18 protein-coding genes, 1 tRNA gene and 2 rRNA genes (1 of these 21 running past the window's edge) are annotated in these 24,512 nt (G+C 58.2%); 7 read left to right on the top strand and 14 right to left on the bottom strand.

What is annotated here, in order from left to right:
• Position 1: 1 nt before the first annotated feature.
• Positions 2 to 472, top strand: a complete 471-nt coding sequence (locus DBR16_RS04640) for a CC0125/CC1285 family lipoprotein (protein WP_109260099.1) — start codon at positions 2 to 4, stop codon at positions 470 to 472.
• Here the strand turns inward: DBR16_RS04640 and DBR16_RS04635 are convergent.
• The 5 genes from DBR16_RS04635 to DBR16_RS04615 all read right to left on the bottom strand — a co-directional run bounded on the left by DBR16_RS04635 (position 469) and on the right by DBR16_RS04615 (position 7,233).
• Complete coding sequence (locus DBR16_RS04635; protein WP_109260098.1) at positions 469 to 984, bottom strand: helix-hairpin-helix domain-containing protein; 516 nt, start codon at positions 982 to 984, stop codon at positions 469 to 471. The two genes, DBR16_RS04640 and DBR16_RS04635, sit on opposite strands and share 4 nt — an antisense overlap.
• Positions 985 to 2,022, bottom strand: a complete 1,038-nt coding sequence (locus DBR16_RS04630; protein WP_109260097.1) for an OmpA family protein — start codon at positions 2,020 to 2,022, stop codon at positions 985 to 987. It abuts the gene before it with no gap.
• 122 nt (positions 2,023 to 2,144) lie between these two features.
• On the bottom strand, positions 2,145 to 4,670 hold the full coding sequence (locus DBR16_RS04625; RefSeq protein WP_109260096.1) for a TonB-dependent receptor: 2,526 nt from the start codon (positions 4,668 to 4,670) through the stop codon (positions 2,145 to 2,147).
• A gap of 215 nt (positions 4,671 to 4,885) precedes the next feature.
• Positions 4,886 to 5,527: a glutathione S-transferase family protein gene (locus tag DBR16_RS04620; RefSeq protein ID WP_233347585.1), complete on the bottom strand. Its 642-nt coding sequence runs from the start codon at positions 5,525 to 5,527 to the stop codon at positions 4,886 to 4,888.
• Positions 5,524 to 7,233: an amidase gene (locus tag DBR16_RS04615; RefSeq protein ID WP_109260095.1), complete on the bottom strand. Its 1,710-nt coding sequence runs from the start codon at positions 7,231 to 7,233 to the stop codon at positions 5,524 to 5,526. Before DBR16_RS04615 ends, DBR16_RS04620 begins: the two co-directional genes overlap by 4 nt.
• A gap of 165 nt (positions 7,234 to 7,398) precedes the next feature.
• Here DBR16_RS04615 and DBR16_RS04610 point away from each other — a divergent pair, with 165 nt between their 5' ends.
• Positions 7,399 to 8,328, top strand: coding sequence for a hypothetical protein (locus DBR16_RS04610; protein WP_109260094.1), 930 nt, complete (start codon positions 7,399 to 7,401; stop codon positions 8,326 to 8,328).
• A gap of 21 nt (positions 8,329 to 8,349) precedes the next feature.
• The gene (locus DBR16_RS04605; protein WP_109260093.1) at positions 8,350 to 9,153 is read left to right on the top strand and encodes a hypothetical protein; all 804 of its coding nucleotides are present in this window, start codon (positions 8,350 to 8,352) and stop codon (positions 9,151 to 9,153) included.
• A gap of 13 nt (positions 9,154 to 9,166) precedes the next feature.
• On the opposite strand, the gene DBR16_RS04600 is transcribed toward DBR16_RS04605, so the two are convergent.
• From DBR16_RS04600 to DBR16_RS04585, 4 genes are all read right to left on the bottom strand, one after another.
• Positions 9,167 to 10,915 carry an NfrA family protein gene (locus DBR16_RS04600; protein ID WP_161539411.1) on the bottom strand — a complete coding sequence of 583 codons (1,749 nt, stop codon included), beginning with the start codon at positions 10,913 to 10,915 and terminating at the stop codon, positions 9,167 to 9,169.
• Entirely contained in the window at positions 10,915 to 13,266 is a 2,352-nt protein-coding gene (locus tag DBR16_RS04595) for a glycosyl transferase family protein (protein ID WP_109260091.1), read from the bottom strand. Before DBR16_RS04595 ends, DBR16_RS04600 begins: the two co-directional genes overlap by 1 nt.
• The gene (gene wecB, locus DBR16_RS04590; RefSeq protein ID WP_109260090.1) at positions 13,266 to 14,390 is read right to left on the bottom strand and encodes a non-hydrolyzing UDP-N-acetylglucosamine 2-epimerase; all 1,125 of its coding nucleotides are present in this window, start codon (positions 14,388 to 14,390) and stop codon (positions 13,266 to 13,268) included. The genes DBR16_RS04595 and wecB overlap by 1 nt, the downstream gene beginning before the upstream one ends.
• A gap of 183 nt (positions 14,391 to 14,573) precedes the next feature.
• The gene (locus DBR16_RS04585) at positions 14,574 to 16,061 is read right to left on the bottom strand and encodes a M28 family peptidase (protein WP_109260089.1); all 1,488 of its coding nucleotides are present in this window, start codon (positions 16,059 to 16,061) and stop codon (positions 14,574 to 14,576) included.
• Between the two features lie 152 nt (positions 16,062 to 16,213).
• Between DBR16_RS04585 and DBR16_RS04580 the strand changes: the two genes are divergently transcribed.
• Positions 16,214 to 17,101, top strand: a complete 888-nt coding sequence (locus DBR16_RS04580; protein WP_109260088.1) for a pirin family protein — start codon at positions 16,214 to 16,216, stop codon at positions 17,099 to 17,101.
• A 147-nt stretch (positions 17,102 to 17,248) separates the two neighbouring features.
• Entirely contained in the window at positions 17,249 to 18,871 is a 1,623-nt protein-coding gene (locus tag DBR16_RS04575; protein ID WP_109260087.1) for a phosphoenolpyruvate carboxykinase, read from the top strand.
• Between the two features lie 150 nt (positions 18,872 to 19,021).
• Here DBR16_RS04575 and DBR16_RS04570 read toward each other — a convergent pair.
• Positions 19,022 to 19,098, bottom strand: a tRNA-Met gene (locus DBR16_RS04570).
• 121 nt (positions 19,099 to 19,219) lie between these two features.
• On the opposite strand from DBR16_RS04570, the gene DBR16_RS04565 reads away from it, so the two are divergent.
• The gene (locus DBR16_RS04565) at positions 19,220 to 20,014 is read left to right on the top strand and encodes an FkbM family methyltransferase (protein WP_109260086.1); all 795 of its coding nucleotides are present in this window, start codon (positions 19,220 to 19,222) and stop codon (positions 20,012 to 20,014) included.
• Positions 20,011 to 21,243: a 2OG-Fe(II) oxygenase gene (locus tag DBR16_RS04560; RefSeq protein WP_109260085.1), complete on the top strand. Its 1,233-nt coding sequence runs from the start codon at positions 20,011 to 20,013 to the stop codon at positions 21,241 to 21,243. Before DBR16_RS04565 ends, DBR16_RS04560 begins: the two co-directional genes overlap by 4 nt.
• Here the strand turns inward: DBR16_RS04560 and DBR16_RS04555 are convergent.
• The 4 genes from DBR16_RS04555 to DBR16_RS04540 all read right to left on the bottom strand — a co-directional run.
• A complete protein-coding gene (locus tag DBR16_RS04555) occupies positions 21,240 to 22,121 on the bottom strand; it encodes a TolB family protein (protein WP_109260084.1) in 882 nt (293 codons plus the stop codon). The genes DBR16_RS04560 and DBR16_RS04555 overlap by 4 nt on opposite strands.
• A gap of 15 nt (positions 22,122 to 22,136) precedes the next feature.
• Entirely contained in the window at positions 22,137 to 23,279 is a 1,143-nt protein-coding gene (locus DBR16_RS04550) for a hypothetical protein (protein ID WP_109260083.1), read from the bottom strand.
• A gap of 174 nt (positions 23,280 to 23,453) precedes the next feature.
• A 5S ribosomal RNA gene (gene rrf, locus DBR16_RS04545) occupies positions 23,454 to 23,568 on the bottom strand.
• A gap of 91 nt (positions 23,569 to 23,659) precedes the next feature.
• Positions 23,660 to 24,512: ribosomal RNA gene (locus DBR16_RS04540) — 23S ribosomal RNA — on the bottom strand (it continues 1,875 nt past the right edge of the window).

The raw sequence follows: 24,512 nt of genomic DNA, 5'->3' as shown, positions 1-24,512 counted from the left end.
AATGTATAAACTGATCATCATCGGGCTTTGCGCAAGCGTTGCCGCATGCGCCTCCAGCCCAACCATCTATGCCCCCGCAAATGGTACTGACCGCGGGTATTCCGAGCGGCAGATCGAAGCAGACCGGTTTCGCATCCGGTTTGATGGCGGTTCTGATGTCAGTTTTGAGGAACTCGAAAATCTTGCCTTGAGGCGTGCTGCCGATCTCACTCTGGAACAGGGAGGAGACTGGTTCGAAATCGTCTCGCGTTCGAGTGATGGGGACAATGAGCGTCCGGTTCGCGTCGGGGGCTCTGTAGGCCAGACATTCGGGTCCCGGCGTTATTCAGGGAGCAGTGTCGGGCTAGGAATCCAGTTTGCGCCAGGAGCCGGTGACAAGACCGTCTATCTTGAAATTTTGATCCGGTCGGGCCCACGTCCGGGCAGTCCTGAAGCCTATGATGCCCGGGACGTGCTACGCGCAATCGGCTAGCTCAGCTTTGCCTTCGCCTGGCTGACCCAGTCCTCGCGGGCGATCCGGCCCCGGGTCTTCAGTCTTTCGTCCCATTCAGTAATTTCGGCTGAGGTCCAGTCTGCAATCTGGGCAAAAGACGTAATACCATCGGCATTGAGCGCAGCGGCGGTCTTCGGTCCGAGTCCCTTGATCGCCGTCAGATCATTCACAACTGGTGTCGCTGAGGCGGTTTTTTCCGCTTTTTTTCTCGGCGCATTCTTTTTCGATTTAAGAGACTTCGCGGCTTTCATTTTCGACTCAGATGCTTGCGTTTCTCCAGCCGTTTTGCGGGTTTCCAGCGCTGCCTGATGCCTTGCGGCAACGCTGGAAAGACTATCATTCTCGCGTTGCAAGCGACCGATTTCATCCTTGGCGGCTTGCAATGCGCGTCCGGCTTCACCAGAGGCCGACCAAAGCCGCCAACCCAGCCCCAGTCCGATCAGGAAAGCGAGCAGCAGGAAAAACCACATCTGCCAGATTAACCAGAGCATTCACCCGTCTCCTTCATTACCCAGAATAATCCGGACAAGTTGATCCTGATCCGCATCTGCGATTACGCCAATCCGCGCTTCTGCGACGCCAAAGATAATGAGCGCCGCCCTTACAGTCTGTGCACGCTGTATCGCCAGGCTTTCGGCTTCGGTGTCGCCACCGACGACTGGCCTTACACTGACACTCAACTGGTCCGCCGGGCACGCTGAAATAACAGCCGCGACATGCTCCAGTCCAACACGCCCCGCTGGCGAAAGCGATGCGCTCCCGGGATTGAACCTTAAACGGCCCATTGCAAAGGCCGCCTCAAGTAAAATCATGCACTCGGCTTGTGTGGTTACGCTGCCCACTATGTCGTCATCGGCCAGAATGAGGAAAACCGGCTGAATGCCGTCCGGCAGGCTGGACAGTGTTCCCTGGATTTCCTGAGCATCATCATTGCTTCGGGCGACACCGTACAGAACAGCTGTATTGGAATCGAGAATGGCCGCGCCTTGTTCAAGCCGTTCCAGACCGGTCAGGAGCGCCATCGCGGTATCAATCCAGTCATCCGGGCTGTCCGTACCTGACCTCGCCGCGAGCCGTGGCTGTATGCGTCCCCGGAATAGAGGAAGCGCCTGATCAAGCAATCCGGTTCTCGCAGCATCGCCCGGCGCAATGCCTGTCAGCGTAACGTTTTCCGGCGTCGACACAGCAATGATCCGGCTTGCCGCCTCGCCCTGCTGGGCGGTTGTCTCGTCGATGATCCGCGTAATGCCACCGGCCAGCCAGCCACCCGACCATTCCGAGGCCCACACTGCATCCATCGCCGCCTCATAAACGGCTTCATCTGGCCAACGCCCCGACAGCGTTGCAGTCTGACCATCGACCGTAACGCTCGCCCATCGGAATCGCCGGTCCGAAATGGCCGTTTCGGCAGCAGACTGAAGCCGTGCTTCGAGACGCCCTGGCGATGTCGGGCTGAAGACAGTCACATAAACAGAAAATGCCAGGAACACGGCAATCCCGATCAGCAATGTACGGCGTTCCGGTGACATTCAGCACTCACTTTCCCAAGGCATCATAATACAAGATGCCCCTGCATCCAGAGTCTGTGATTCTTTGGCAAAGAAAAAGGGCCGGAGCATGGCTCCGGCCCTCATTTACTGCCTTGAGCCAGTTAGCGGCGGGCGCGGAGCGTTACACCCCAGGTCCGCGGCTGGCCGAGAAAGGCGTTGAATGACCCCGGCTGGAAGGGACCGTCAAAGCCGACCTGAATGTAGTCCTCATCGAACAGGTTGTTGGCGAAGAGTTCCAAAGCCCAGCTCTGGTCATCTGCCCCGATTCCGATACGGCCATTGAAAACAGCATAGCCGTCCTGGATTTTCTCAGGATCCAGATCAGAGCCTGTATTCTGATCCGACATGTAGCGGCCACTCAAATGCGCCAGCCATTCCATGCCGTCACCGAACGGCCGGACATAGCTGATGGAACCCGACGTATACCATTCCGGAGCCAGCGAGAAGTTCTGGCCGGAAAGACGGTCGACATCCGGTGTGCCAGTAGGAGCAAAGCTGTTGTAGGTCGCGTCCGCATAGGTGACACCGCCCTGGATTGTCAGGCCTGGAACCGTTTCCGGGAACCAGAGCAGTTCGAATTCAGCGCCTTGCGTGACAGCGCCTTGATTCAAGGATGTCACGAAGAAGGCCAAGCCGTTGAACGTGTTCAACTGGAAGGATTCGAAGTCCGAATGGAACAGATAAAGGTTTGCCAGGAGCGTATCGTTGAGCGCTTCAGTCTTGATACCGATCTCAAACGAATTCACGATTTCCGGATCAAACTGGGCCGGATACGGGCTGGTGCCCGCCAGGACATTCGTGAAATTCACCTGATTGGACCCGGCCTGTGTGAAGCGATCCAGGTTGAATCCGCCGGCCTTGTACCCCCGCGAATAGGTCCCATACATCAGGAAATCATCGTTGAAGCGATGCGACAGCGAAATCAGGCCGGTGACTTCGTCTTCCGACAGAGATTCGTTGAAGTTGATGTTGGAGTAGACATCACGAGCGCTCGGCAGGCAGGTAAAGGTTCCGAACTGGATCAAGCTGGCAACCGGCACCTGGGAAGCTTGCGAGAAGCCTGCGAGGATTGCCTGGTTCTGGGCCGTCGAGAAATCGAGAGCTTCGCCAAACACGGCCTCCCAGACGTCACAGGCCGGAGCATTCGCCGGAGAGAATTGAGCCGTAGCGTCCTTCTCGGTTGAGTTCCAACGCAGACCGAAGGTGATGTCTGTGTTTTCCGCTACAGCAAAGGTGTTGTGAGTGAAGAGGCCGAAAGTCTGTCCATCCTGCTCATAACGGTCGCCACCGCTGTTTGCGCTTCCTGCCGGGAAGCCCTGACCCGGTGCAAATGGCGTGAAACCGGGAATGAAGGCGCCGCCAAGTCCATTCGCCAGGGTGGTAACGAGCGTTGGGTTACCGCCCCCAATCAGACCCAGATAGGCTTCGAAATCGGAGCCATACTGGATCGCATCGCGGCGAACGAGGTCTTCGGTGGAAAAGAAGCCACCAACAAGCCAATCCAGATTGCCGCGTTGACCCTGCGCCCGCAATTCGAACGTGGAATTGCCGAATTCGAATGAATTCAGTGAGGGGTCGCGATAGACAATGTCGGCACCGGTAAAGTCGGTATCCTGCCCGGTGGTGATTTCATAATCACGCGTGGAGCCGATGGCCGTCAGCGAGAAATTCTCGAAATCATATGTGTATTCGAACTGGAAGCCGCCATCCTCGATATCCTGCGTCGTGTCCCGGTTGGACTGGATAACGCGGCTGAACGGATCTTCCGCGCCCGGCAGCGGACGGCCTCCCGGGACGAGCGCATTGATCGCGGCCGCGGTCGGGCCCGAAACAATGCTTGGAGCGCCACAGCAATTTTCGTCACGGTTGGTAAAGTCCGCCTGAAGCGTCAGCTCGCCACTCTCACCCAGATTGAAAAGCAATTGGCCACGAACCGTATAAAAGTCCTGATTGTTGTCTTCGCCAATCGTGCGTGGGCCACCAAAGGTCTGAACAGTCTGGAAACCGTCACGGTCCCCGCGAGCAGCATACAGCCGGAATGCCGCCTGATCTTCGACAAGCGGTCCGGTCACGCTTCCGGCAATTCGGAAGCCGTCTGCACCGTCTGTCATATAGGTGGCTTCAGCATTGGCGCCGAATTCAAATTCCGGCCCTGCGGTGACGATGTTGATAATACCAGCCGAAGTGTTGGCCCCGAAGAGCGTGCCCTGTGGCCCGCGCAGAACCTCGATACGTTCGACTTCGCCCAGATCGCCAAAGCTGACGCCATTGCGGGCACGCGGCACGCCATCAATCACGATACCCACCGAAGATTCAAGGCCCGGATTATCCCCCACCGTGCCGACGCCGCGGATGCGCGCCGTTGTCGAGTATTCGCTGGATGTTGACGTGACATTCAGGCCGGGCGCGATGACTGCCAAGTCGCGAATATCGCGAACCCCCGAGTTCTGCAGCAGTTCGGCGGTGTAGGCTGTCACGGCCACCGGAACATCCTGGATGCCCTGTTCACGCTTTTGCGCCGTCACGGTGATGACATCCACCGTCTGACGTTCCTGAGCGAATGCCGGTGCGGCAAATGCGGCGGCTGATACGGCAGCCATTAGGGCCGCGCGGGTAAAGGTTTTCATTCTGTTTCTCCCGGTCCTGGTCTCGCCAGTTACACACTGTTCGGTTTTTTCACCGTGGTATCGGCTTTCCGCCGTTTTTCGTTTTATAATTCTGTCTTATTTCCTGCCAAGGCAAAAGGACCTTGCGGCAGAGAATGGGAGGTGGCACGGACGCCCGAAGGGCTTTGGCGGCGTTTTTGATGCTTATCGTTGCAGTGAAGCCACATAAACGCTGTTCACTTCCTGGTGCTTGGCCGCTGGGCGATCGCCGTTTGCCACTCGATCAGGGCAGTCTGATTCCGGTTTGGAGCCAGCTTCACCCAGCCTGCGAACTCAACCGCGACAAAAGCAGTAATGTCGGCAATGGAAAAATCACCACCGGCAAGATAAGCATCGTCCATCAAGCGGGAATTCAATAACTCGAAAAATTGCCCAATGCGTTCTTTTCCACGGTCGGCCAGTTCGGGAATTTGCGCGTAACTACGCGGGCCGGTCAGCGCCCTCCCCTTCATGCCGGGCAAGGAATTGCGGATGATTTCTGCCATGGCCAACAATCCGTCGCTTTCCCCGATGGCGTTCCATTCTGCAATGACCGCTTTTTCTACGGCTTGCCGGCCCATCAGCGGCGGATCCGGACGGACTTCCTCCAGATAGCGGGCAATAGATGCGTTATCCCCCAGGACAGTTCCGTCTGGTAACTTCAACGCCGGGACGGTGCAGCGCGGATTGATGGCCCGGAATTCGTCTCCCAATTGTTCGCCATTTCGCAAATCGACCTGAACAGTTGGAATCTCCAGTCCTTTCTCCGCAATGAAAATGCGCGCCCTGCGTGGGCTGGGCGCTGTGGCACAATCATAGAAAACGTGATCTTCCATCATGAAAACTGCTCCGGCCGTTCATCTGACATACCCAGTCGCGATTTGATGGCCCGGCCCAACTGGAGCAACCGATCTTCCCTGAATAGCGGTCCCCAGAGTGATGTGCCATGCGGCATACGGAAAGTGGTATCCAGAGGCTCCGCCCCACTGGCAGTTAACGGATTGAGTGATCTGTCGACAAATCCCGACCGGAAAATCAGGCCGGGATGGCCGGTGAAATTCGTGATCAGCAACATGTTGGAGGCAAAATTCGGCCCGATGACCACATCGCATTGTTCAAAAATGCCTGCCATGACCTCACAAACACTGCGCCGGAACCGGTCGACATTGATGTAGTCAACCGCCGAGCGGAGCCGGGCCCGGCGCCAGGTATTGGGCCATGCTTGAGGCTCCTGCCAGCGCAATGCATCATCCCGACCGGCCAGGGTAAGCTCTTCGAATGCGGCCGCTGCTTCCACCTCTACCACCGTCGCCAGCGCGCCATACGGCAGGTCCGGCATCTCTATTTCGACCAGTTCGCAGCCGAGGTCACGTACAGCCTGGAGGGCGGCGCGGTCGGGCGGCGCAGCATTGTCAAAATCGCCGGGAATATGGCCAACTCTCAGCCGTGACGGGTCAAAGGACCAGTCAACGCCGAAGTTCGTGTCCAAGGATGATGCATCTGCCACATCGTGACCATTAAGTACGCCAAGAATGAGTGCCGTGTCCGCTACTTCACGCGTAATCGGGCCAATCTTGTCGAGCGACCAGCACAACGACATGGCACCGGCCCGCGAAACACGCCCGAAAGTAGGGCGGAGTCCTGTCGTCCCGCAACGGTGCGAGGGCGAAACTATCGAGCCCAGCGTTTCAGTGCCTATTGCAAAACTGGCCAGACCTGCGGCGACTGCTGAAGCTGAGCCGGCACTTGAGCCGGAGGACCCTTCATCCGTGTTCCAGGGGTTTCTCGTCAATCCACCAAACCAGAGATCATTATAAGCTATTGCGCCGCTTGTGGATTTGCCCAAAAGGACCGCTCCGCCGTCCCGGAGGCGTTCATATGCGGCCGCATCAATTTCACCGACCCGGTCCTGATACGGAGTCGCACCCCAAGTGCTACGGATACCGGCCACGTCGATTATGTCCTTGAGCGCATAAGGCAAACCGTGGATCGGGCTTGTGGGTTCACCGCGAGCGTGCACCGCATCTGCCTCCCGGGCCTGGCTCATGGCGAGTCCCGGCGTCACGGTAACGAAACATTCGAGGGCCGCCCCGAAACGCTCGATGCGATCGAGATATATCCGTGTCAATCGTTCGGACGAAATCTGCCCGGTTCGGAGCCAGATTGACTGCTTCCATGCCGGCGCGAATGCAATGTCAATTTCGGCAGATGGCACAGGCCCCGGATCTTCGCCGGGTACGAGACCGCTCCCTGCGGCATGCGTTTCATACGTCATGCCCGGCAATCGCGGATCGAATGTTGTGGCCGGTTGCAGCGTGTTGGGCTGATCAATGGCACGAAGCCGCGCCGCGCTTTCTGCCCAATCATCAAGGCCGATGATCATCTGCTCGACTTCTGACTCCGTATAGTCAATGCCGAACAAGCCTTCCGCGCATTGAAGCGTTTCTGCAGTCAAAGCTTCCTGCGCCTGTGCCCCCGTTCCGAGCGCCAGAGCACCGCCCCCCAACGCCAGACCGCCCAGTAATTCACGCCGTGTCGCTGCCATTCCGACCTCCCTTTATGAACGCAACATAAACAGTTTGATCCGGTTTCCCATCAAATCACCCAAATTCAGCCCGCATTGCCGCCGTAATCTGCCACATTTCATGGTTAACGATTTCATTGCGTCACTCCCGACGCGGGCTGTCTTGAAGAATTCTTGGGGGAGAAAATGGCTTTGAACGAATTTGACGAAATTGCCACGCGGCAATTCTACAAGCCGGAGAATGAACGCGATCACAGGTCGCGCGCTCTTGCGAGTGATCATTTTTCCAATGGTGCACACATTCAGGATTTTGACCTTCAGTTTGCATTGTCCCGGGCACGCCGGGATTTCGAGAACCTGCGCGCTTTTCGCCGTACATCCGGCTGGGCCTTCGATGATCCTATCGGCAAGGAAAAGAGCGGCAATCCCGGAAAGCCGATCGAGCGGTCTGCTATTTACCCGGATTCTCATATCCTGACTTTCTCTGTTCTGGCGGCCCTGGTCCTGTTTGAGGGCCTTGCGAATGCCTATTTCTTCTCCGGCAGTTCCGATCTCGGCCTCCTGGGTGGCTGGTTGCAAGCCATCACGGTTTCTTTCGTGAATGTGATCACGGCTTTCTTTGTGATCGGATACCTTTGCTTGCGTCACCTGACCAATCCGCAAAAACGCTGGTCCTTTGCAGCAGCGCTTATCGGGCTGCCGATCGGCATCGCCTTCATCGTCGTGCTAAATCTGGCGGCAGCGCATTATCGTGACCTGCTTGAAATACATGCTGCATCTCTGGCACTGGGTGGTGCCAATGTGACGGGCGAACTGATTGCTCCGATCCAGCACCTCATCGCGGCTCCATTCTCTTTCCAGACCCTGGAAGCCTATCTTTTGCTGACACTGGGCCTGACCTTTGGCATCATCGCTGCCTACAAAGGCCGCACGTTCGATGATGCGATCCCGGGTTTTGGTGTGGTGCAACGCCGCGCCGAGCGTTCGGCTCGTGAACTCAACCGCGTGGTCAAGAAAGCTGCGGGCGGCCGCAATTCGCCGGAAGAGCAAATTGCCGAAGCTCAGATTCTGCTGATGGATATGGCAGAAGATTTCGGATCAGCGCGCCCGCGCTGATCCCGCTTTGGGGGGTAAGTGATGTCCGGACGCGATCTGCTTGGAATATTCAACCTGTTAATCGTGGCCGGGGTGGTGGCAGCGGTCAGCTATTTCGCGCTGACGCTGCGGCCAGCGGAATATGATGCCGAAACGCTCTGCATTGCGGGCATTGTCCCGCCTCACCGCGTTGTCATCATCGACAAGACAGACCTCTATTCTCAACAGCAAGCAGCCGCCATCGAGCGCATTATCCTGACCCAGCGTGATACGCTGGCTGTGGGTGAACGCCTGTCCCTGTTCGAACTGGACGAGAGCGGCCGGCTGGACGATACCAACTTCTCGCTGTGCAATCCAGGCAGCGGCGATCAGGTCAATCCACTCTACCGTAATCCGGACCGCATCCAGGCCCGCTATGAATCCCTGTTTGATGCTCCGCTTCAGCAGGCACTCGAAGACCTTGTAGTGCCTAAGGATGCACCGCAAAGTCCTATACTGGAAGCGCTGGCCGAGCTTGCGCAGGAGCGGTCCATGGCACAAACCGTACCCGGACGGCGGATCATCTTGGTATCCGACATGCTCCAGAATTCAGCGATTTTCTCGGTCTATGGCCGATCTCGCGGCGTGGTGTCTGACCGTCTGCCGCCGGTTGCCGATACGGTTCAAGCCATCCGCGAAGAATTTGGCATGGCATTGGCTGGTGTAGTGCTGGATATCCACCTGATCGAGCGGCCTGGCTGGGAAACAGAACAGAATGGTGCCCTCCGAACCTACTGGACACAGGTCTTCAGCCAGCTTGGCGTCGCCTTGAGCTGGCAGGTCCTGCCCGCTGACACCTTTTCCTGAGGCAGCAGACCTGTCAGAAGTGCCAGACCGCACGGGCGATAAACGCCTGATCATCGGTGTCGCCGACGCCGAAGCGATATTCCATCTCCAGATCCAGACGCTGCGCCGGTGCCGAAGTTTCGCTTTCGTCAAACCAATGCGAAAACACCACACCCGGCCCCACTTCAAGCCGCTCGCGCGTCTGGAAGGTGTCGTCTGACCATTGCGCCACGCCGGTTACATAGGGCGTGAAGGTCCAGCGTTCGCCCGTCCGGAAACGCCGTCCCTGACGGACGGAAGCATAAGCGGACAGGAATTCCGGATTGTCCGGAATATAGGCCAGATCGGCGAAGACCGTTGTGTAATTCCAGTCCGCCGCGTTGGGATTCCAGTCGAGTCCGTCCGCCCAGCCATAGCTCGCCCGCAACAGCCACGCGTCCCGCGCCAGATCGCCGCCAGCGACCATGCGTTCGCCCGACAGATAGAAATCATGCCCGCGCAGTGGCTTCCAGCGGGCACCAAGGCCCAGCTGAAGTGTGCTTTCGTTGAGCGTTATGGATCCTGGATCCGCTGAGACATAGCCGCGTCCGAACAGTGTCAGGCCTGTATTCTGATTATTAAGGGCATCGGGCCGCCATCCGAATTCGGCGCCCGCCTGGGTTTCATTGGGCCCGGTTTCCGGCAGATTGACGGAATTGGGTGCCGAGCCATCACGATAGGAGGCAAAGACAAATCCGTAGGTGGATCGTTCGAGTTGCTCCACCTGACGGCGCAGCCTGTATATGCGTTGTTCGCGCGCGTCAGCCGTTTCACCATCACGAGGTGAAGAATCCAGGATGGCGGCGCGGAAAGCCGCGGCGGCCTCATCCTCGCGGTCGGCCTGCATCAGGGCATAGCCCATGTCCTCGCGAACCGTGCTGCGCTCGGGATCAATAATCAATACGCGCTGGAACAGATCGGCCGCCAGGTCCGCATCACCCGCACGCTGAGCGCTGTAAGCAGTCGAAAGCAGAATGTCGATATTGCGCGGATCACCTTCCAGCGCCCGGCTGAATTCGGCGAGCGCGGCGCGCTCCTGCCCAGCCTGCTGAAGGAGCACCCCCCGCTGGAAACGGCGGTAGGGGCGATCCTCGATTTCAATGGCACGGGCGAGATACATGGCCGCTGCATCCGGCTGTGTATCAGCCATGACCAACGCCCGCTCTTCATAGTAGAGCGCCAGATCAGATCCAGAAAGTCCTGTTATATCTATTTGTTGTAGGCGGGCCGCGCCGGATTGCGGCCGGCCATCGAGACGCGCAGCCCGCGCCGCCATCAATTCGTCGTATGGGTCACCTGTAATACTGGCAGCCTCGTTCCACCCGATTGCCGCGCGGGACCATTCACCAGCCGCTTCCGCCTGGTAGCCAAGGCTCCGGAAGACGTAAGTGCGCTGCGCTTCATCCAGTTGATGCCGGAAAATGACCGCCTGCCAGAAGGCTTCAGAAGCTTGCGCCGCATCGCCTGTTTCCACGGCACATTCGGCGGCCGCGATGTGGTCGAGCGCCTGCTGCGCTGATGCTGCAACCGTATTGAGCGTTGGCAGCGCAGTCTCACATCCCGCCCGGGCGAGCAGCTCCCGTGCATCTGCACGGCGTTGATCAAGTGTCCGCGGGTCTTCATCCGCGGCGGCCGAGACCGCAAAACTCAATGCCGTCAGCGAAGCGGAGGACGCCAGCAGGAGCCGTGGCCGCAAATTGTATTTCGCCGGGGTGATCCAGCCGCGATTATAATAACGGGACATCAGGCATCCTCCATAACCAGATCGGCATGCGCCTCCTGGATTTCGGTCCATTCCACATCGGTCAGATAACCCAGCGCCCTTGCGCGCTGGACAAATCCTAGCGGAGTTTTGGGTTGGGCGGCGAGTGCCGCGTCGAGATCGGTTTTCTTGATGATACGTTTCCGGATCAGCGCTGCGCCGAGCGCGTGCTCGTCAGCCGCGTCGACACCTTTTTGTTCGGTCAGCAATTGAGCATGGCTTAGTGCACCACGCCGGACCAGATGATCACCCAGCCGGACCCAGTCCTTGCGCAGGCTGCGCCAGACGGCCGACACTTGCTCATCATCCAGAATCGACAGGCGTTTGAGCACGCGCGCGGCGCGGCGGTCGGCCTCTAGCTCATCCGGTTGATAGCCGAAGCGGATGCCAAAGCTGACATCGCTCAACGGCGCAACACAGACCTTCAAGCTGCGTCCCAACCGGTGCCTGAGGTCGGTCATCTGGGTTTCACTGGGAGGCTCACCCACGGCAACTTGCAGGCTGCGACCATCCTTAGCCACAGGGAAAGCGCCATATTTGGCCGCCAGGTCTTGTGGGAAATGCTTCAGGATATCGGGTTTTGCGGCCATAGGATCCAGCGCAATCCGTTCCAGACCTTTGTGTTCGGCAACGGCATCTGCCAGCTGATCATCATTTATCTCGCCCAGATCAAGCAGAAGCAGGCCCAGCGGGCGGTATTCGTCCTCCTGCAGGGCAAGGGCGCGTTGCAACCCACGCTCATCAATGGCGCCCCAGTAGATCAAGGCTTCGCCCAGGCGGCCCCCTTCGCCCTGCCCCAGCTCAGCCATGGACGGATAGGCATGGGCGGTCTTGTCCCAGGTGATACGGTTGCCGCTGATGACGTGCCATAGATAACGGCGGGCCGCGCGCATGGAGGCGAGGTATCCGATATAATTGCCCCACACCATTCGAACGGGGGTGAGGACCGCGTATTTCAACCCGTGGGCAGCGCCGGTAAAAATGAGGCGGTGGACAACGCGGTTCACCAGGAAGACGAAGTTGATCAGCACGATCGACCAGACCCAGCTACCGGGATCAATCAGCGGCGGCAGCCCCCCCGCTTGCGGAAAGACTGTCGAGATCCGCCAATACAGCGCCCATTGCAACAGGATTGCATAGGCCAGCATGCCCGTCGGGGCGGTCCAGATGGCTTTCCTATCGCGGTAGAGGAAATAGCGGTGGGAGGCCGGGCCGATCCAGCCCAGCTGTTTCCAGCCGAGATAGGATATGCCCAGCATCCAGCGGGATTTCTGGCGCACGGACACTTTCACACTGTCCGGGAAAAACTCACGCGTGCACACCAGTTCGCGCCGGTGCTTGTGGACGTCCCGATTGGCAAACCACGCTTTGCGCGTGGCATAGGGCATCCGGGCCCAGTAACGCACGAACATCGATTTCAGACCGGCTTCGTAAAAGCGATGGCCGATATCATAATCCTCTGTCAGAGAATCCACATTGAAGGGTTGATTATGCCGCTCCTTGCGCAGGAGTTCGATTGCATCCCGGCTGAAGGCCGTGGCGACACCGGCTGAAGGGACAAGGTCGGTCATGTGGGACCGGGCAATCAGATCCTTTCCATGCCATTCCGCAAACTCATCCATGTAGTGACAGGCCGTCAGCGCAGTCCACTTTCGCGGCATGGACAAGACCGGTAATTGCAGCATATCGGCGCGGTCGAGATAGGCGTTGATCACCTTGAAAGACATAGGGTGAATAACGTCTTCGGAGTCCTGCATCAGAATGCCGTCAAAGCGCTCACCAAGCTCTTCTTCGCGCTTGACGATCCCGGCTATCATCCAGTTGAGATTGTCCGCCTTACAGGTCGGGCCGTTGTGACCGACAAAAGCGATATTGATGCCGTCATTCTGGCGGACGATGCGATTGACCTCGTCGATGGTTTCCTGATCGTTGGGATAAACACCAACGAAAATCTCGTAATTGCGGTAATCCATCGTCTTGAGCGTATTGACCAGCATGCGGCCAATAACGTCGGCTTCGTGCCAGGCTGGCACCATGACAGCGAGTTTTTTCTGCTCCATTTCATGGAGCTGCTTCATGGAGGGCACGTAGCGGAAGGGCCGTGTTGCAATCCGCTGTGCGGTCAGGACCCAGTAATAGAGGTCCAGAAAAGCGTCATCGACTGATGAGATAAAGATGGCGATGGCGGCATAAACCGTCAGACCGCTCAATATCGTCCAGTAAACACGGATCGCCTCGCCCGAGAGCAGGCTGGCGAGCACGGTTTCACCCCATGCCGCAAGGCCCGCATCGGCTGAGGCGATTTGCGCCAGGGAGGGATCAAAACCTTCCATCAGCCCGCCTGCCGCAATTCTTTTTCTGCGAGCAGCTTTCTCGCCAGAATATCGGTGATGCGCTGACTGGCCTTGCCGTCGCCAAACGGGTTTTTGCGGCTTGCCATTCTGCCGTGAGCGGATGGCCGGGTGAGCAGAAGCGACGCTTCGCGCACTATGACCGCCGGATCGGTGCCCACCAGTCTGGCAACGCCTGCGTCGATCGCCTCCTGGCGTTCTGTCGTCTCGCGCAGGACCAGCACCGGCACATCAAAGCTGGGGGCTTCTTCCTGTACCCCGCCGGAATCTGACAGGACGAGATGGCTGGCTTTCAGAACCGCAATGAATTCGGGATAGGCGAGCGGTGCGATCACGTGGATGCGATCGGCTGCGCCCAGCATGGCCTCGACTGTTTCCCGGACCCGCGGATTGGAGTGGGCCGGAAAAATGATGCGGATGTCCGGATGCCGGTGAACAAGTTCCAGCGCAGCCCGGCAAATGCCAGCGATACCCTCGCCCCAACTTTCACGGCGGTGTGCGGTCAGCAGAATGATCCGCTCGCCCGGCTTCACCTGATCAAGAATCGCCGGTGCGCGGACGCGGTCCGCCATATCGAGAACGGTGTCGATGATGGTATTTCCAGTGACCCAGATCTGCCGGGGGCGCACGCCGTCCAGCCGCAGGTTTTTCTCGGCCAGTCGTGTCGGTGCGAAATGAAAATCGGCAATGGGCGCAATCAGCCGCCGAAAGCTCTCTTCGGGAAACGGGTTATTGGTGTCACCACTTCGAAGTCCCGCCTCGACATGGCCCACTGGCACCTTGTTAAGATGCGCTGCGAGCGCGCCGGACCAGGCGCTGGCGGTATCACCCTGGACGATCACAGCGCTTGGCTGATGGCCGGCAACCCAGCTGCCCAGCTGATCAAGCAGGCCTGATGACAAGCTGGTCAGCGAACGGGAATCCCATCCACCGTCGAGCACAATATCAGGCACAATGCCAACCGCATTCTGTGCCTGTTCTGCCAGATCGCCGTGTTGTCCCGTGGCGACCCAGACCGGATCCAGAGTTGCGTCTTTCAAACTCCGGAAAACCGGCGCGAGCTTTAATATCTCGGGCCGAGTTCCTGCAACAATCGCGATTCCCATAATCGCCCCCCAGTGCGATTGGCGGGCAAGCCCGCCGGAAATCCCTCGCACCGGGAAAGTCGCTTTGAATCAGGGAGTAATAACCGCCGCTAAAAGGCAATTCCGGGACAGAAAAGACAAAACCGCCCCGATTGGGGCGGTTAAGTGTCCGTTAAGCCCAATACGGGCGATCAGGAGGCAGGTTTATTCATCCTGCGTTCGGAATTCGACATTTGAGTCGGCAGCAAGCCAGACGATGGCGGCCCATGCCGCGACGTTCTGAGCGAGCTCATCCGGGTCGATCTTGTCGAATGTGTCATCCGGCGTGTGATGGAGATCAAAGTAATCCGTCCCGTCCTGGGTCAGGCGAAAGACCGGGACACCCTGCATGGCGAGCGGAATGATGTCGGGTCCGCCTCCACGATTGGCACGGTCACCGCGGATTATCCCCAGCGGGGCAATGATGCGCTGGGCTTCATCAAGAAAAGCTGTCCCTTCCTCGCTGGTGCCGGATGTCAGCGACCAGACCCGACCGGCCCCGAAATCGGACTCTGATGCAAGAACGATATTTTCAATCTCATCGGCATTCTGTTGCGCATAGGCAAAGGCCCCCAGCAATCCGACCTCCTCTGCGCCAAACAAAACAACGCGAATGGTACGGCGCGGCGCGCGCGGCAATTGGCTGATCAGATGCGCTGCTCCGGTGACAATTCCGACGCCTGCACCGTCATCGACCGCGCCGGTAGCTTCGTCCCAGCTATCCAGATGAGCGCCAATCAGGACGACTTCGTCAGGTAGTTCGCGGCCCGGGATTTCCGCGATAACATTTCCCGACTGACGCATGCCTCTCCACCCGGCAACCGCCGAGAGGTGAACCGTCAGCGTTTCACCGGATGAATGAATGCGCTCGATCTGGTCGGCATCCGGCGCCGAGACCGCAACCGCCGGAATTGAAGACCAGATCCGGGTTTCATTGAAATCCGGATGCTCTGAATTCAGATAATCAATAACGGCCTGCGAATGAGTGTCCGAGGCGACAGAAGATGCACTCGGCGTGCTCATCATACCGGTATGGGGGAAACGGTGGCTGTCCGTGCCCACGGACCGGATGATGACTGCCGCTGCTCCACGTGCCTCGGCCTCAAGCCAGGCAAAGCGGCGCTTCTCGTTGGCCGGACCATAACCGGCACCTGTTTGCGCCGAAATCATCCGGTCATTCACATAGGCAATACGGCCTTCGAGCGAGCCGTCATCGGGCGCATCACGGAGGGCATCAAAGCTCTCAAAAAAGACAATTTCCCGCTCCAGCCCGTTTTGCGGGGTTGCAGCAGAGCCGCCGAGCGCAGATGCAAAAAGATTTTGCGGAAAAGGCTCGACGACGCGCAGTTCGATGTCACCCCGATCCCAGTAGGGCATTTCAAACGGCTCGATGCGGACATTCTCGAACCCAAGCCCCGTGAACATCTGCACAGCCCAGTCACGTGCGCGTGCTTCCTGATCGGAGCCGCCGAGGCGCGGACCAACTTCAGTGGTGAGCGATCTGACAATCTCATAACCGGTGTCCGATTCCAGCCCCTGTTCCATCAGTTCGCGCGCTGTATCCGCCGCATCCGCGCTGATCAGATTGGAATCCTGGGCAGCAGCATTGGCGGACAAGACAAGGCAAGCGGCAGTGGCGATGCGGATTAACATGCTGGATATCTCCCGTTGAACACCGTGCGGCGCGAAAGCTAGCCCGCCTGCCCGCTCCCCTCAAGACGCCCGCTCAGACGACCTCTTCACGTGCGGGTGCAATGCCCGGAAAAGCACCCTATATTCGCGGTTGGAAACTGGAGCGGTGCCATATGATTGAAATGACGATTACCGGACGTGCAAGGGATCTTGGCGGATTTTCAGTCCGCCGGCTTATACCTGTCGCCAAGAAGCGTCTCGTCGGACCATTCATTTTCTTTGATCATATGGGCCCTGCGGAATTCGAGCCCGGGAATGGCATTGATGTCCGCCCGCACCCTCATATCGGTCTGGCGACGGTGACCTATCTTTTCGATGGCGAGATGGATCATCGTGATACGCTCGGCGTTCACCAGACCATCAAGCCCGGCGATGTGAACTGGATGACGGCCGGGAAGGGTATTGTCCATTCCGAGCGCACGGGAGAAGGTGCCCGCGCCGCCGGTCACAAGATCCACGGCATACAGACATGGGTGGCCCTGCCTGTTGAAGACGAGGAGACGAGCCCATCCTTCCATCACCACAAGGCAGAGGAGCTGCCGGCAATCGAGATGGAAGGCGTGAAAATGCGCCTCATTCTGGGCTCGGCCTATGGCGAAACCTCACCTGTGAAAGTGTTTTCTCCCATCTTCTATCTGCATGCCGAAACACAGGAAGGATCGGTATTCAAACTGACTGACGAACATGCCGAGCGTGCCGTCTATGTTGTCAGTGGCGAAATCGAGATCGATGGCCGTTTGTTTGGCGAAGGCGAGATGATCATCCTGGATGACGAGGCGGAAATCGGAATCCGGTCAATATCCGACGCACGCCTGATGATATGCGGCGGCGCCCACCTGCCCGGAGACCGGCACATATTCTGGAATTTTGTTTCGAGCCGGAAGGACCGCATAGAACAGGCGAAAGCGGACTGGAAAGCCTCGGCGGACGCCGGATTTGAAAACAGCGTCTTTGCTCTGCCCCCGGAAGAATCGGAACATATTCCGTTGCCTGAGTCATAATTCGTTATCTGGCCCTGCATTTGCAGTGGGAGAATAGACTTGATGCCGGGCGTCCCGTCGCTTAGTGAGGGCGTTTATCCGGCGAAAATGTGCAACAGAATGGATCATGCGGCTGTAGGGGCAGCATCCAGCAACCCGGGGGATTTCATGTTCGAACAGGCGAATGATCGCGATACGGATGTTCTGGCCTATCTGGGCGTGCCCCGGACCGGGCCGCTGAATCATAACTGGAATGAAGCGGCGCTTTATCAGGAAGCAGTCCGCCGCGGCGAAGGCGAAGTCGCAAAAGGCGGGGCGCTGGTGGTCAAAACCGGCCAGCACACCGGCCGGTCTGCCAAAGACAAATTCACGGTTCGCGACGAGACGACCGAAGATACAGTCTGGTGGGAGACGAATGCGTCGATCACGCCTGATCAGTTCACGGCGATCTGGGACGATTTCAAAACCCACATGGCCGGCAAGGAGTTGTTTGTTCAGGATCTTTTCGGTGGTGCCGATCTGGATCACCGGCTGCCGGTGCGTGTCGTTACCGAGCTGGCCTGGCATTCTCTCTTTATCCGCCATTTGCTGCGCCGCCCCGACGCCAGCGAGCTGGACGGATTTGACCCGGAATTCACGATCATCAACCTGCCGAGCTTCAAGGCCGATCCTGAGCGCCATGGCTGCCGGAGCGAAACAGTGATCGCGGTCGATTTCGCGCGCAAAATGGTTTTGATCGGTGGCACGTCATATGCGGGTGAGACTAAGAAGTCGGTCTTCACCATCCTGAATTATCTGCTGCCGGCCAAGGGAATCATGCCGATGCACTGCTCGGTGAATACCGATGGCGACAATGCCGCGATCTTCTTCGGACTCTCCGGTACCGGGAAAACCACGCTTTCGGCCGATGCCAGCCGCACACTGGTTGGTGATGACGAGCATGGCTGGTCGGAAAACGGTCTCTTCAATTTTGAAGGCGGGTGTTACGCCAAAATGATCCGCCTGTGCCCGGACGCCGAACCGGAAATTTTCGCTACGACCCAGCGCTGGGGTACGGTGCTGGAAAATGTGGTTATGGATCCGGTCACGCGGGAGCTCGACCTGGATGACGGCTCGCTGGCGGAAAACAGCCGCGGTGCCTATCCGATTGATGCCATCCCGAATGCCTCCGATACAGGCCGCTGCGGACAGCCGAAAAACCTTATCATGCTGACCTGTGATGCATTCGGCATCATGCCGCCCATCGCCAAGCTGACGCCGGCGCAAGCCATGTATCACTTCCTCTCCGGGTATACGGCAAAGGTCGCCGGCACGGAAAAAGGTGTGACCGAGCCGACCGCGACGTTCTCCGCCTGCTTCGGAGCACCTTTCATGCCGCGTCATCCGGCCGAATATGGCGCCCTGTTGCGCGAGTTGATTGCCGAGCATGGCGTTGATTGCTGGCTGGTGAATACGGGCTGGACGGGGGGTGCGTATGGCGAAGGCCGGCGTATGCCAATCAAAGCGACCCGCGCCCTGCTGAATGCGGCACTTGATGGATCGCTCAACACCACAACTTTCCGCGAGGATCCGAATTTCGGATTCATGGTACCAACCATCGTCCCCGGTGTCGAAAGCGGCATTCTGGATCCGCGTTCAACCTGGTCCAATCCGAATGCCTATGATGCCCAGGCCGCCCGGCTGGCCGATATGTTCGTCGCCAATTTCGCGAAGTTTGAGGATCACGTCGCCCCTTACGTCCGAGCTGCCGCACCGCGTCAGACCGAGGCGCGCGTGGCTGTCGCAGAATAAACGCAGCGTATTCGCTGAATATTTGAGCCCCGGCATCCTGTGATGCCGGGGTTTTCTATGTCCCTGCTGATCCCGCAGCGCCTGGCCATAGGTTTGCAATTGCCCCGGAAACAAGAAAGCCCTCGCCAGATAAGCGGCGAGGGCCTTTTTTGGGTGCGGGAGTAGGATTTGAACCTACGACCTTCAGGTTATGAGCCTGACGAGCTACCGGGCTGCTCCATCCCGCGTCAAAAACCACGCCCTTCAAGGGCGGGAGGGCGTATCTAGGCCATGACAGAGGGGGATGCAAGACCCGTTACACTATCATGACAGCTTGGCGGCTGCTTTTGTCTCGCCTATGCAGAGCGCATGACAACATCCGATACCCAGACTTGGGGTGCGGCGGCGCCCTCCGGCTTGTTCCGGGCCTTTCTCGAGCAGGCCCGCTCGCGCAACAGCAAGGCCTGGTCGCGCATGGCGAGTCTCCTCGCACCGGAGGCCGTGGATGTTGAACGGCTGGGTTTCCGGGCGCGATTGCACCCGAAGGATAATCTGTCGGAAAAGCGGATCCTGTACACACCGGGGCGATTTGATCCTGTGGAGCTGGCCCATCTGTCGTCGCTCATCGGGCCGGACTTCACCTTTGCCGATCTGGGTGCGAATTGCGGCGGCTATACGCTGCACCTGGCGGCGAAAGCGCCTGCCAGTGCGCGTTTTTTCGCGATCGAGGCACAGCCGGAAATGGCCCGGCGTTTCCGTTTCAATCTGGGAGCCAATGCCTTCGCTGCATCGATCCAGCTTGATGAAGTGGCCATTTCGGATAGGCGCGGCGATATCATTTTCACGATCAACACCCACAATCGGGGCGAAAGCGGCCTGGAGGGTCAGGGCGAAAGCATCAGCGTGCCGGCCCTGCCGCTGGCCGACTATCTCGCAGAACGGTCCATTGAACGCCTTGATGCCATGAAGATTGATGTTGAAGGTCTGGAACACCGCATACTGACCCCCTTTTTCGCGTCTGCGCACAAATCCTGCTGGCCGCGTTGCCTGATCGTTGAACAGTTGTTCTCCACACCGGAAAAAGACCCCGTGGCACTGGCGGTTTCGCAAGGCTATAACGTCGAGCGCGATCTCGGCCGAAATGTGATCCTTTCATTGTCATGAGCGACACACCGGAAGCCCAGATAGAGCAGGCACAAGCCGCCTTTGCGCGGGGCGATTCCAAGGCGGCACGCACCCTCCTTCACTCGGCCAGCAAAAGCGGGAATCCTGATGCGGTCTATGCCTATGCTGTCGCGCTCGCCTATGGCCAGGGTGGCCCCATTGACCGTCCGGAAGCCGCGGCCCTGATCTCCGGGATCTACGGATCCAGCGCTGCGGCAAACAGACTCCATCGCGTCGCGCTGGCATCACAATGGGCGAAGGGAAAAGGCTGGCGCGATGCCGCTGCCGAACTCGTGAAGGATGCGCGCGCCGGGCAGCCAGCTGAAACGCGCGAAGCGGGCCTGCTCTGCCTGATGGCCGGTGAAGACACTGCCGGACGCGCCTTGCTGAGCCTTGCTGCGTCTGCCGGCGATCCTGCCGCTGGAATGGCGCTGATGCGGATGGGCTATGCCAACCGGAATGCGCACAAATGGGCCAAGGCAACGGCCGAAGGTCTCCAGCGGTCAAAGCACCCTCTGGCACAAGAACTTCTGGCCATTCCGCAGATATCCCTGCCATCCAGTGATACCCTGGACTGGAGCCTGATCGAAGAGCAGCTGGCGACGGATTTCTTTGCCGCCGGCCCGGCGGACACTGTGATCGAAGACATCTCGGCCACGCGCTATAAAGCGGCGCTGCCGCTACCGGTCTGCGATTACATCCTGACCACCGGGCTTCGTGCCTTGCGGCCTTCCATGATCGTGGACCCGGACACCGGAGAACAGAAAGCAAATCCGCACCGGCAATCACTGTCGATGACATTCGCGCTGAATTTGCAGGATCTCGTCCATGTCGCAGTCGAACACCGCATGGCGGCGATGGCCGGGTTTCCGGCGGAGAATACAGAACGTCTGAATTTGTTATTCTATCGTCCGGGAGAACACTACAAGCCGCATGTCGACTATTTTGCGCCGGACGACCCTGGCAGCACCGGCGAATTGAACCGCGCCGGGCAGCGCGCTGCCACCAGCCTCATCTGCCTCCACGCCGCCAGTCAGGGCGGCGCGACGCGCTTTCCGCGCTTTGATACGGCTTGGACCGGCACCATTGGCGAGGGGCTTTCATTCCAGAATACGGACGAAAGCGGCAAGCCAAATCCGCTGACTTTACATCAGGGTGAACCCGTCATTGCCGGCTGGAAAGCTCTTGCCAGCCTGTGGATTCGGGAGCGTGATATGGGCGTCAATTAATCGCCCGAGCCAACTGGTGCCGCCACTAATACCTCTATCTCGCCGTTACGCACGTCCAGCATCTCAATCTGATACCCGGATTCCAGCTGCCGGTGGAAAACAAGGCGATTCCCCTCGGGCGACCAATGCGGGCCGCCGACGCCGCCCAAAGTCGTCACAGGCACATCTTCATGGCCTGTTTCAAAATTGTGTATCACCAGATGGTTTCCGACGTTATCGCGCCGACTGTAAGCCAATGACACACCGTCCGGCGAAAGGGATGGCGATGTTGCGCGTTCATCCGCGCCATCCATCACGATAACGGGTTGAACGTCGCCATCGGAGAGCCGGATACGATAAATACCGGTATTTTCCTCCAGCGTTCGATCAAAATACAGCCATTCACCATCCGCAGAGAATTTCGGATGGAAGTGCTGCGCTACCCCCTCAGTCAGTTGCGTTTCAACGTTGGTTGAAATGTCGAGCAAAAACAGATGAGCACCGGTGTCGATAAATCGGACAAAAGCAATTCGTCTGCCATCTGAATCTGAACTGGGGTGTATCTCGCGCTCTGGCGTTTCGGTTAGCGCGGTGAGCGACGCATCAGTCCCTAGTCGATAAAGCTCCCAACTTCCCCGCATGCCGTCAGTTGAGCCGGCAAGAATGATGTCTTCGGAATCAGCGATGTAACCGGGATTGCCGTAATATCCGTCATCAGCAAGCAATACCGAGTGCTCTCCACTCTCCAAGTCTATAATCTCAACAGAAGCGGATTCGCCCGTGCGGTTATAGAAAACGATCTGCTCGCCATTGGATAAAAACCGTGGATGAATAGTTTGAGCGAAAACATCCGGACTTAACCAAGTAGCCAACACAATGAAAACTGCCAAACGGAGCATTGTAAATTATCTCATCTAGTTACGCTCGACGCTGTATTCCCGCCGCATCTGCCAGTCGTCATCCGCTGCGCCGCGCGTATCAATACGGAAAGTCAATCCATCGTCCGATATTTCGAGCCAGCGAATACGTTGCAGGCTGCCAGACAGATCGTCCTGCGCATGAATGAGGTAAGGCGTTTCCGCGTCAACAATATTGACGGCGGGATTCAGGTGAAAGGCGATGCCCTCACCCGCCGTTTGCGCCGAATAATAGCGATGCCCCTGTCCCGGCTGATTGTTGAGATAGAGTGCGAACCAGCGCTCGATCTGCGGACTCCATGACCAGAAGGTCAGCGAGCGATATCCGGATTGCGGGCGCTCGAAGGCCACGATCAGGCCGCAACCATCGAGCATACGGCCGGCCGTGATATGTGCCGTCTCTTCCGAACCATCCGGGGAGATGGCGGAGCCGGACCATGTTCCGATCAGGCCGTCCATCGCCCTGTGAGCACTATCTGTGCAAAGCAGGCCTTCATTATAACCCGGCAATGGCTGATCGGCTGCCGGCAGGTCGACATCCGGGTCGATTTCGCGGAAATCGACAGCCATCCAAGTGAACCAGTTATTTCCCCGGTCAACAGTGTTGGCCCCGTCCCAACGAAATGCATCCTCGCGAATGTCCGAGAATGTATAACGCCGAATCTGCGGGTCTCCGTCTGGCGTAGTGCGGCGCAGATCCGGACTGTAGACCATGATCCGGCCAAACCTCTCGGTACCCGTCAGCTGGTCGAGAAAGGCAAAGCCGTCACTCGGGGGGCCAGGCCAGTGCTGGGCCATGATCCAGCGTTCATTCTGTTCATCATAGTAACGAAGCGAAAAGCCCCGGCCCTGGGCCTGGCCGGGCGTAAGATCGCGTGGCATCGCCAGTTCCATGATCGCCTTGCCATCCAGCACCGGCACAACGAACTGATGCGTATGATTGCCATCCTCGACGTGATCGAGCCCTTCTTCCTGGCGTGGGCGCCAGTTGGCATCCCACTCCCCCACCCAGAAGTCGTATTGCCGGTGGGGCGGAGTTTCCCAGCTCTCTGTGATCCGCGTGCCCAGGACGTCATCCCAGTCCCGGACATCGTCGGACTGGGCGGTCAGTATCGTGGCGATCAGGAATTCCAGCAGCATGACATATCTCCCCATTTCGGAACCAGCATGCGCATGAGGGTCCGCCGGGCAATGCAAGTTTTCGTGAGCTTTGACATCAGTCCGCAAGCCTGATTGCAGACACAAAAAAACCCCGCGGGAAACCGCGGGGCTTTTTAATGAATTGTTCGGATCAGGGCCAAATCAAACGTGCAGACCGGGCAGCGACCTACTCTCCCATGCCTTAAGACATAGTACCATCGGCGCAGAGGGTCTTAACGGCCGTGTTCGGAATGGGAACGGGTGGTTTCCCCTCGCTATAACCACCCGGTCGGCACGTTTGATTCAGTTTCATTGAGACATCCAGATATCCGACGCTCAGACACGCGCGAACGAAGCGTTCGCCGTGCATGAACCGTCAAAAGATCAAGCCAATCGAGCTATTAGTACCAGTCAGCTTCATGTGTCGCCACACTTCCACACCTGGCCTATCAACGTGGTGGTCTTCCACGACTCTCAAGGAATACCTGGTTTTGAGGGGGGCTTCCCGCTTAGATGCATTCAGCGGTTATCCCGTCCGTATATAGCTACCCTGCTATGCCGCTGGCGCGACAACAGGTCCACCAGAGATACGTCCATCCCGGTCCTCTCGTACTAGGGACAGCTCCTCTCAAGTATTCAACACCCACGGCAGATAGGGACCGAACTGTCTCACGACGTTCTAAACCCAGCTCACGTACCGCTTTAATTGGCGAACAGCCAAACCCTTGGGACCTGCTCCAGCCCCAGGATGCGATGAGCCGACATCGAGGTGCCAAACAATGCCGTCGATATGGACTCTTGGGCATCATCAGCCTGTTATCCCCGGCGTACCTTTTATCCGTTGAGCGATGGCCCTTCCATTCGGGACCACCGGATCACTATGGCCGTCTTTCGACTCTGTTCGACCTGTCAGTCTCACAGTCAGGCGGGCTTATGCCATTGCACTCAACGAGCGATTTCCGACCGCTCTGAGCCCACCATCGCGCGCCTCCGTTACTCTTTGGGAGGCGACCGCCCCAGTCAAACTACCCACCACGCAGGGTCCCGGATCCGGGTTCACGGATCGCGGTTAGACGTCAACAAAAATCAGGGCGGTATTTCAAGGATGACTCCACCATGACTGGCGCCATGGCTTCAAAGTCTCCCGCCTATCCTACACAAATTGTCGCTAACGCCACTGCGAAGCTGTAGTAAAGGTGCACGGGGTCTTTCCGTCTGACCGCGGGAACTCCG

It is taken from the genome of Hyphobacterium indicum, from assembly GCF_003129605.1.
Lineage (GTDB): Bacteria > Pseudomonadota > Alphaproteobacteria > Caulobacterales > Maricaulaceae > Hyphobacterium > Hyphobacterium indicum.
This window is presented reverse-complemented; position numbering and strand designations above follow the sequence as displayed.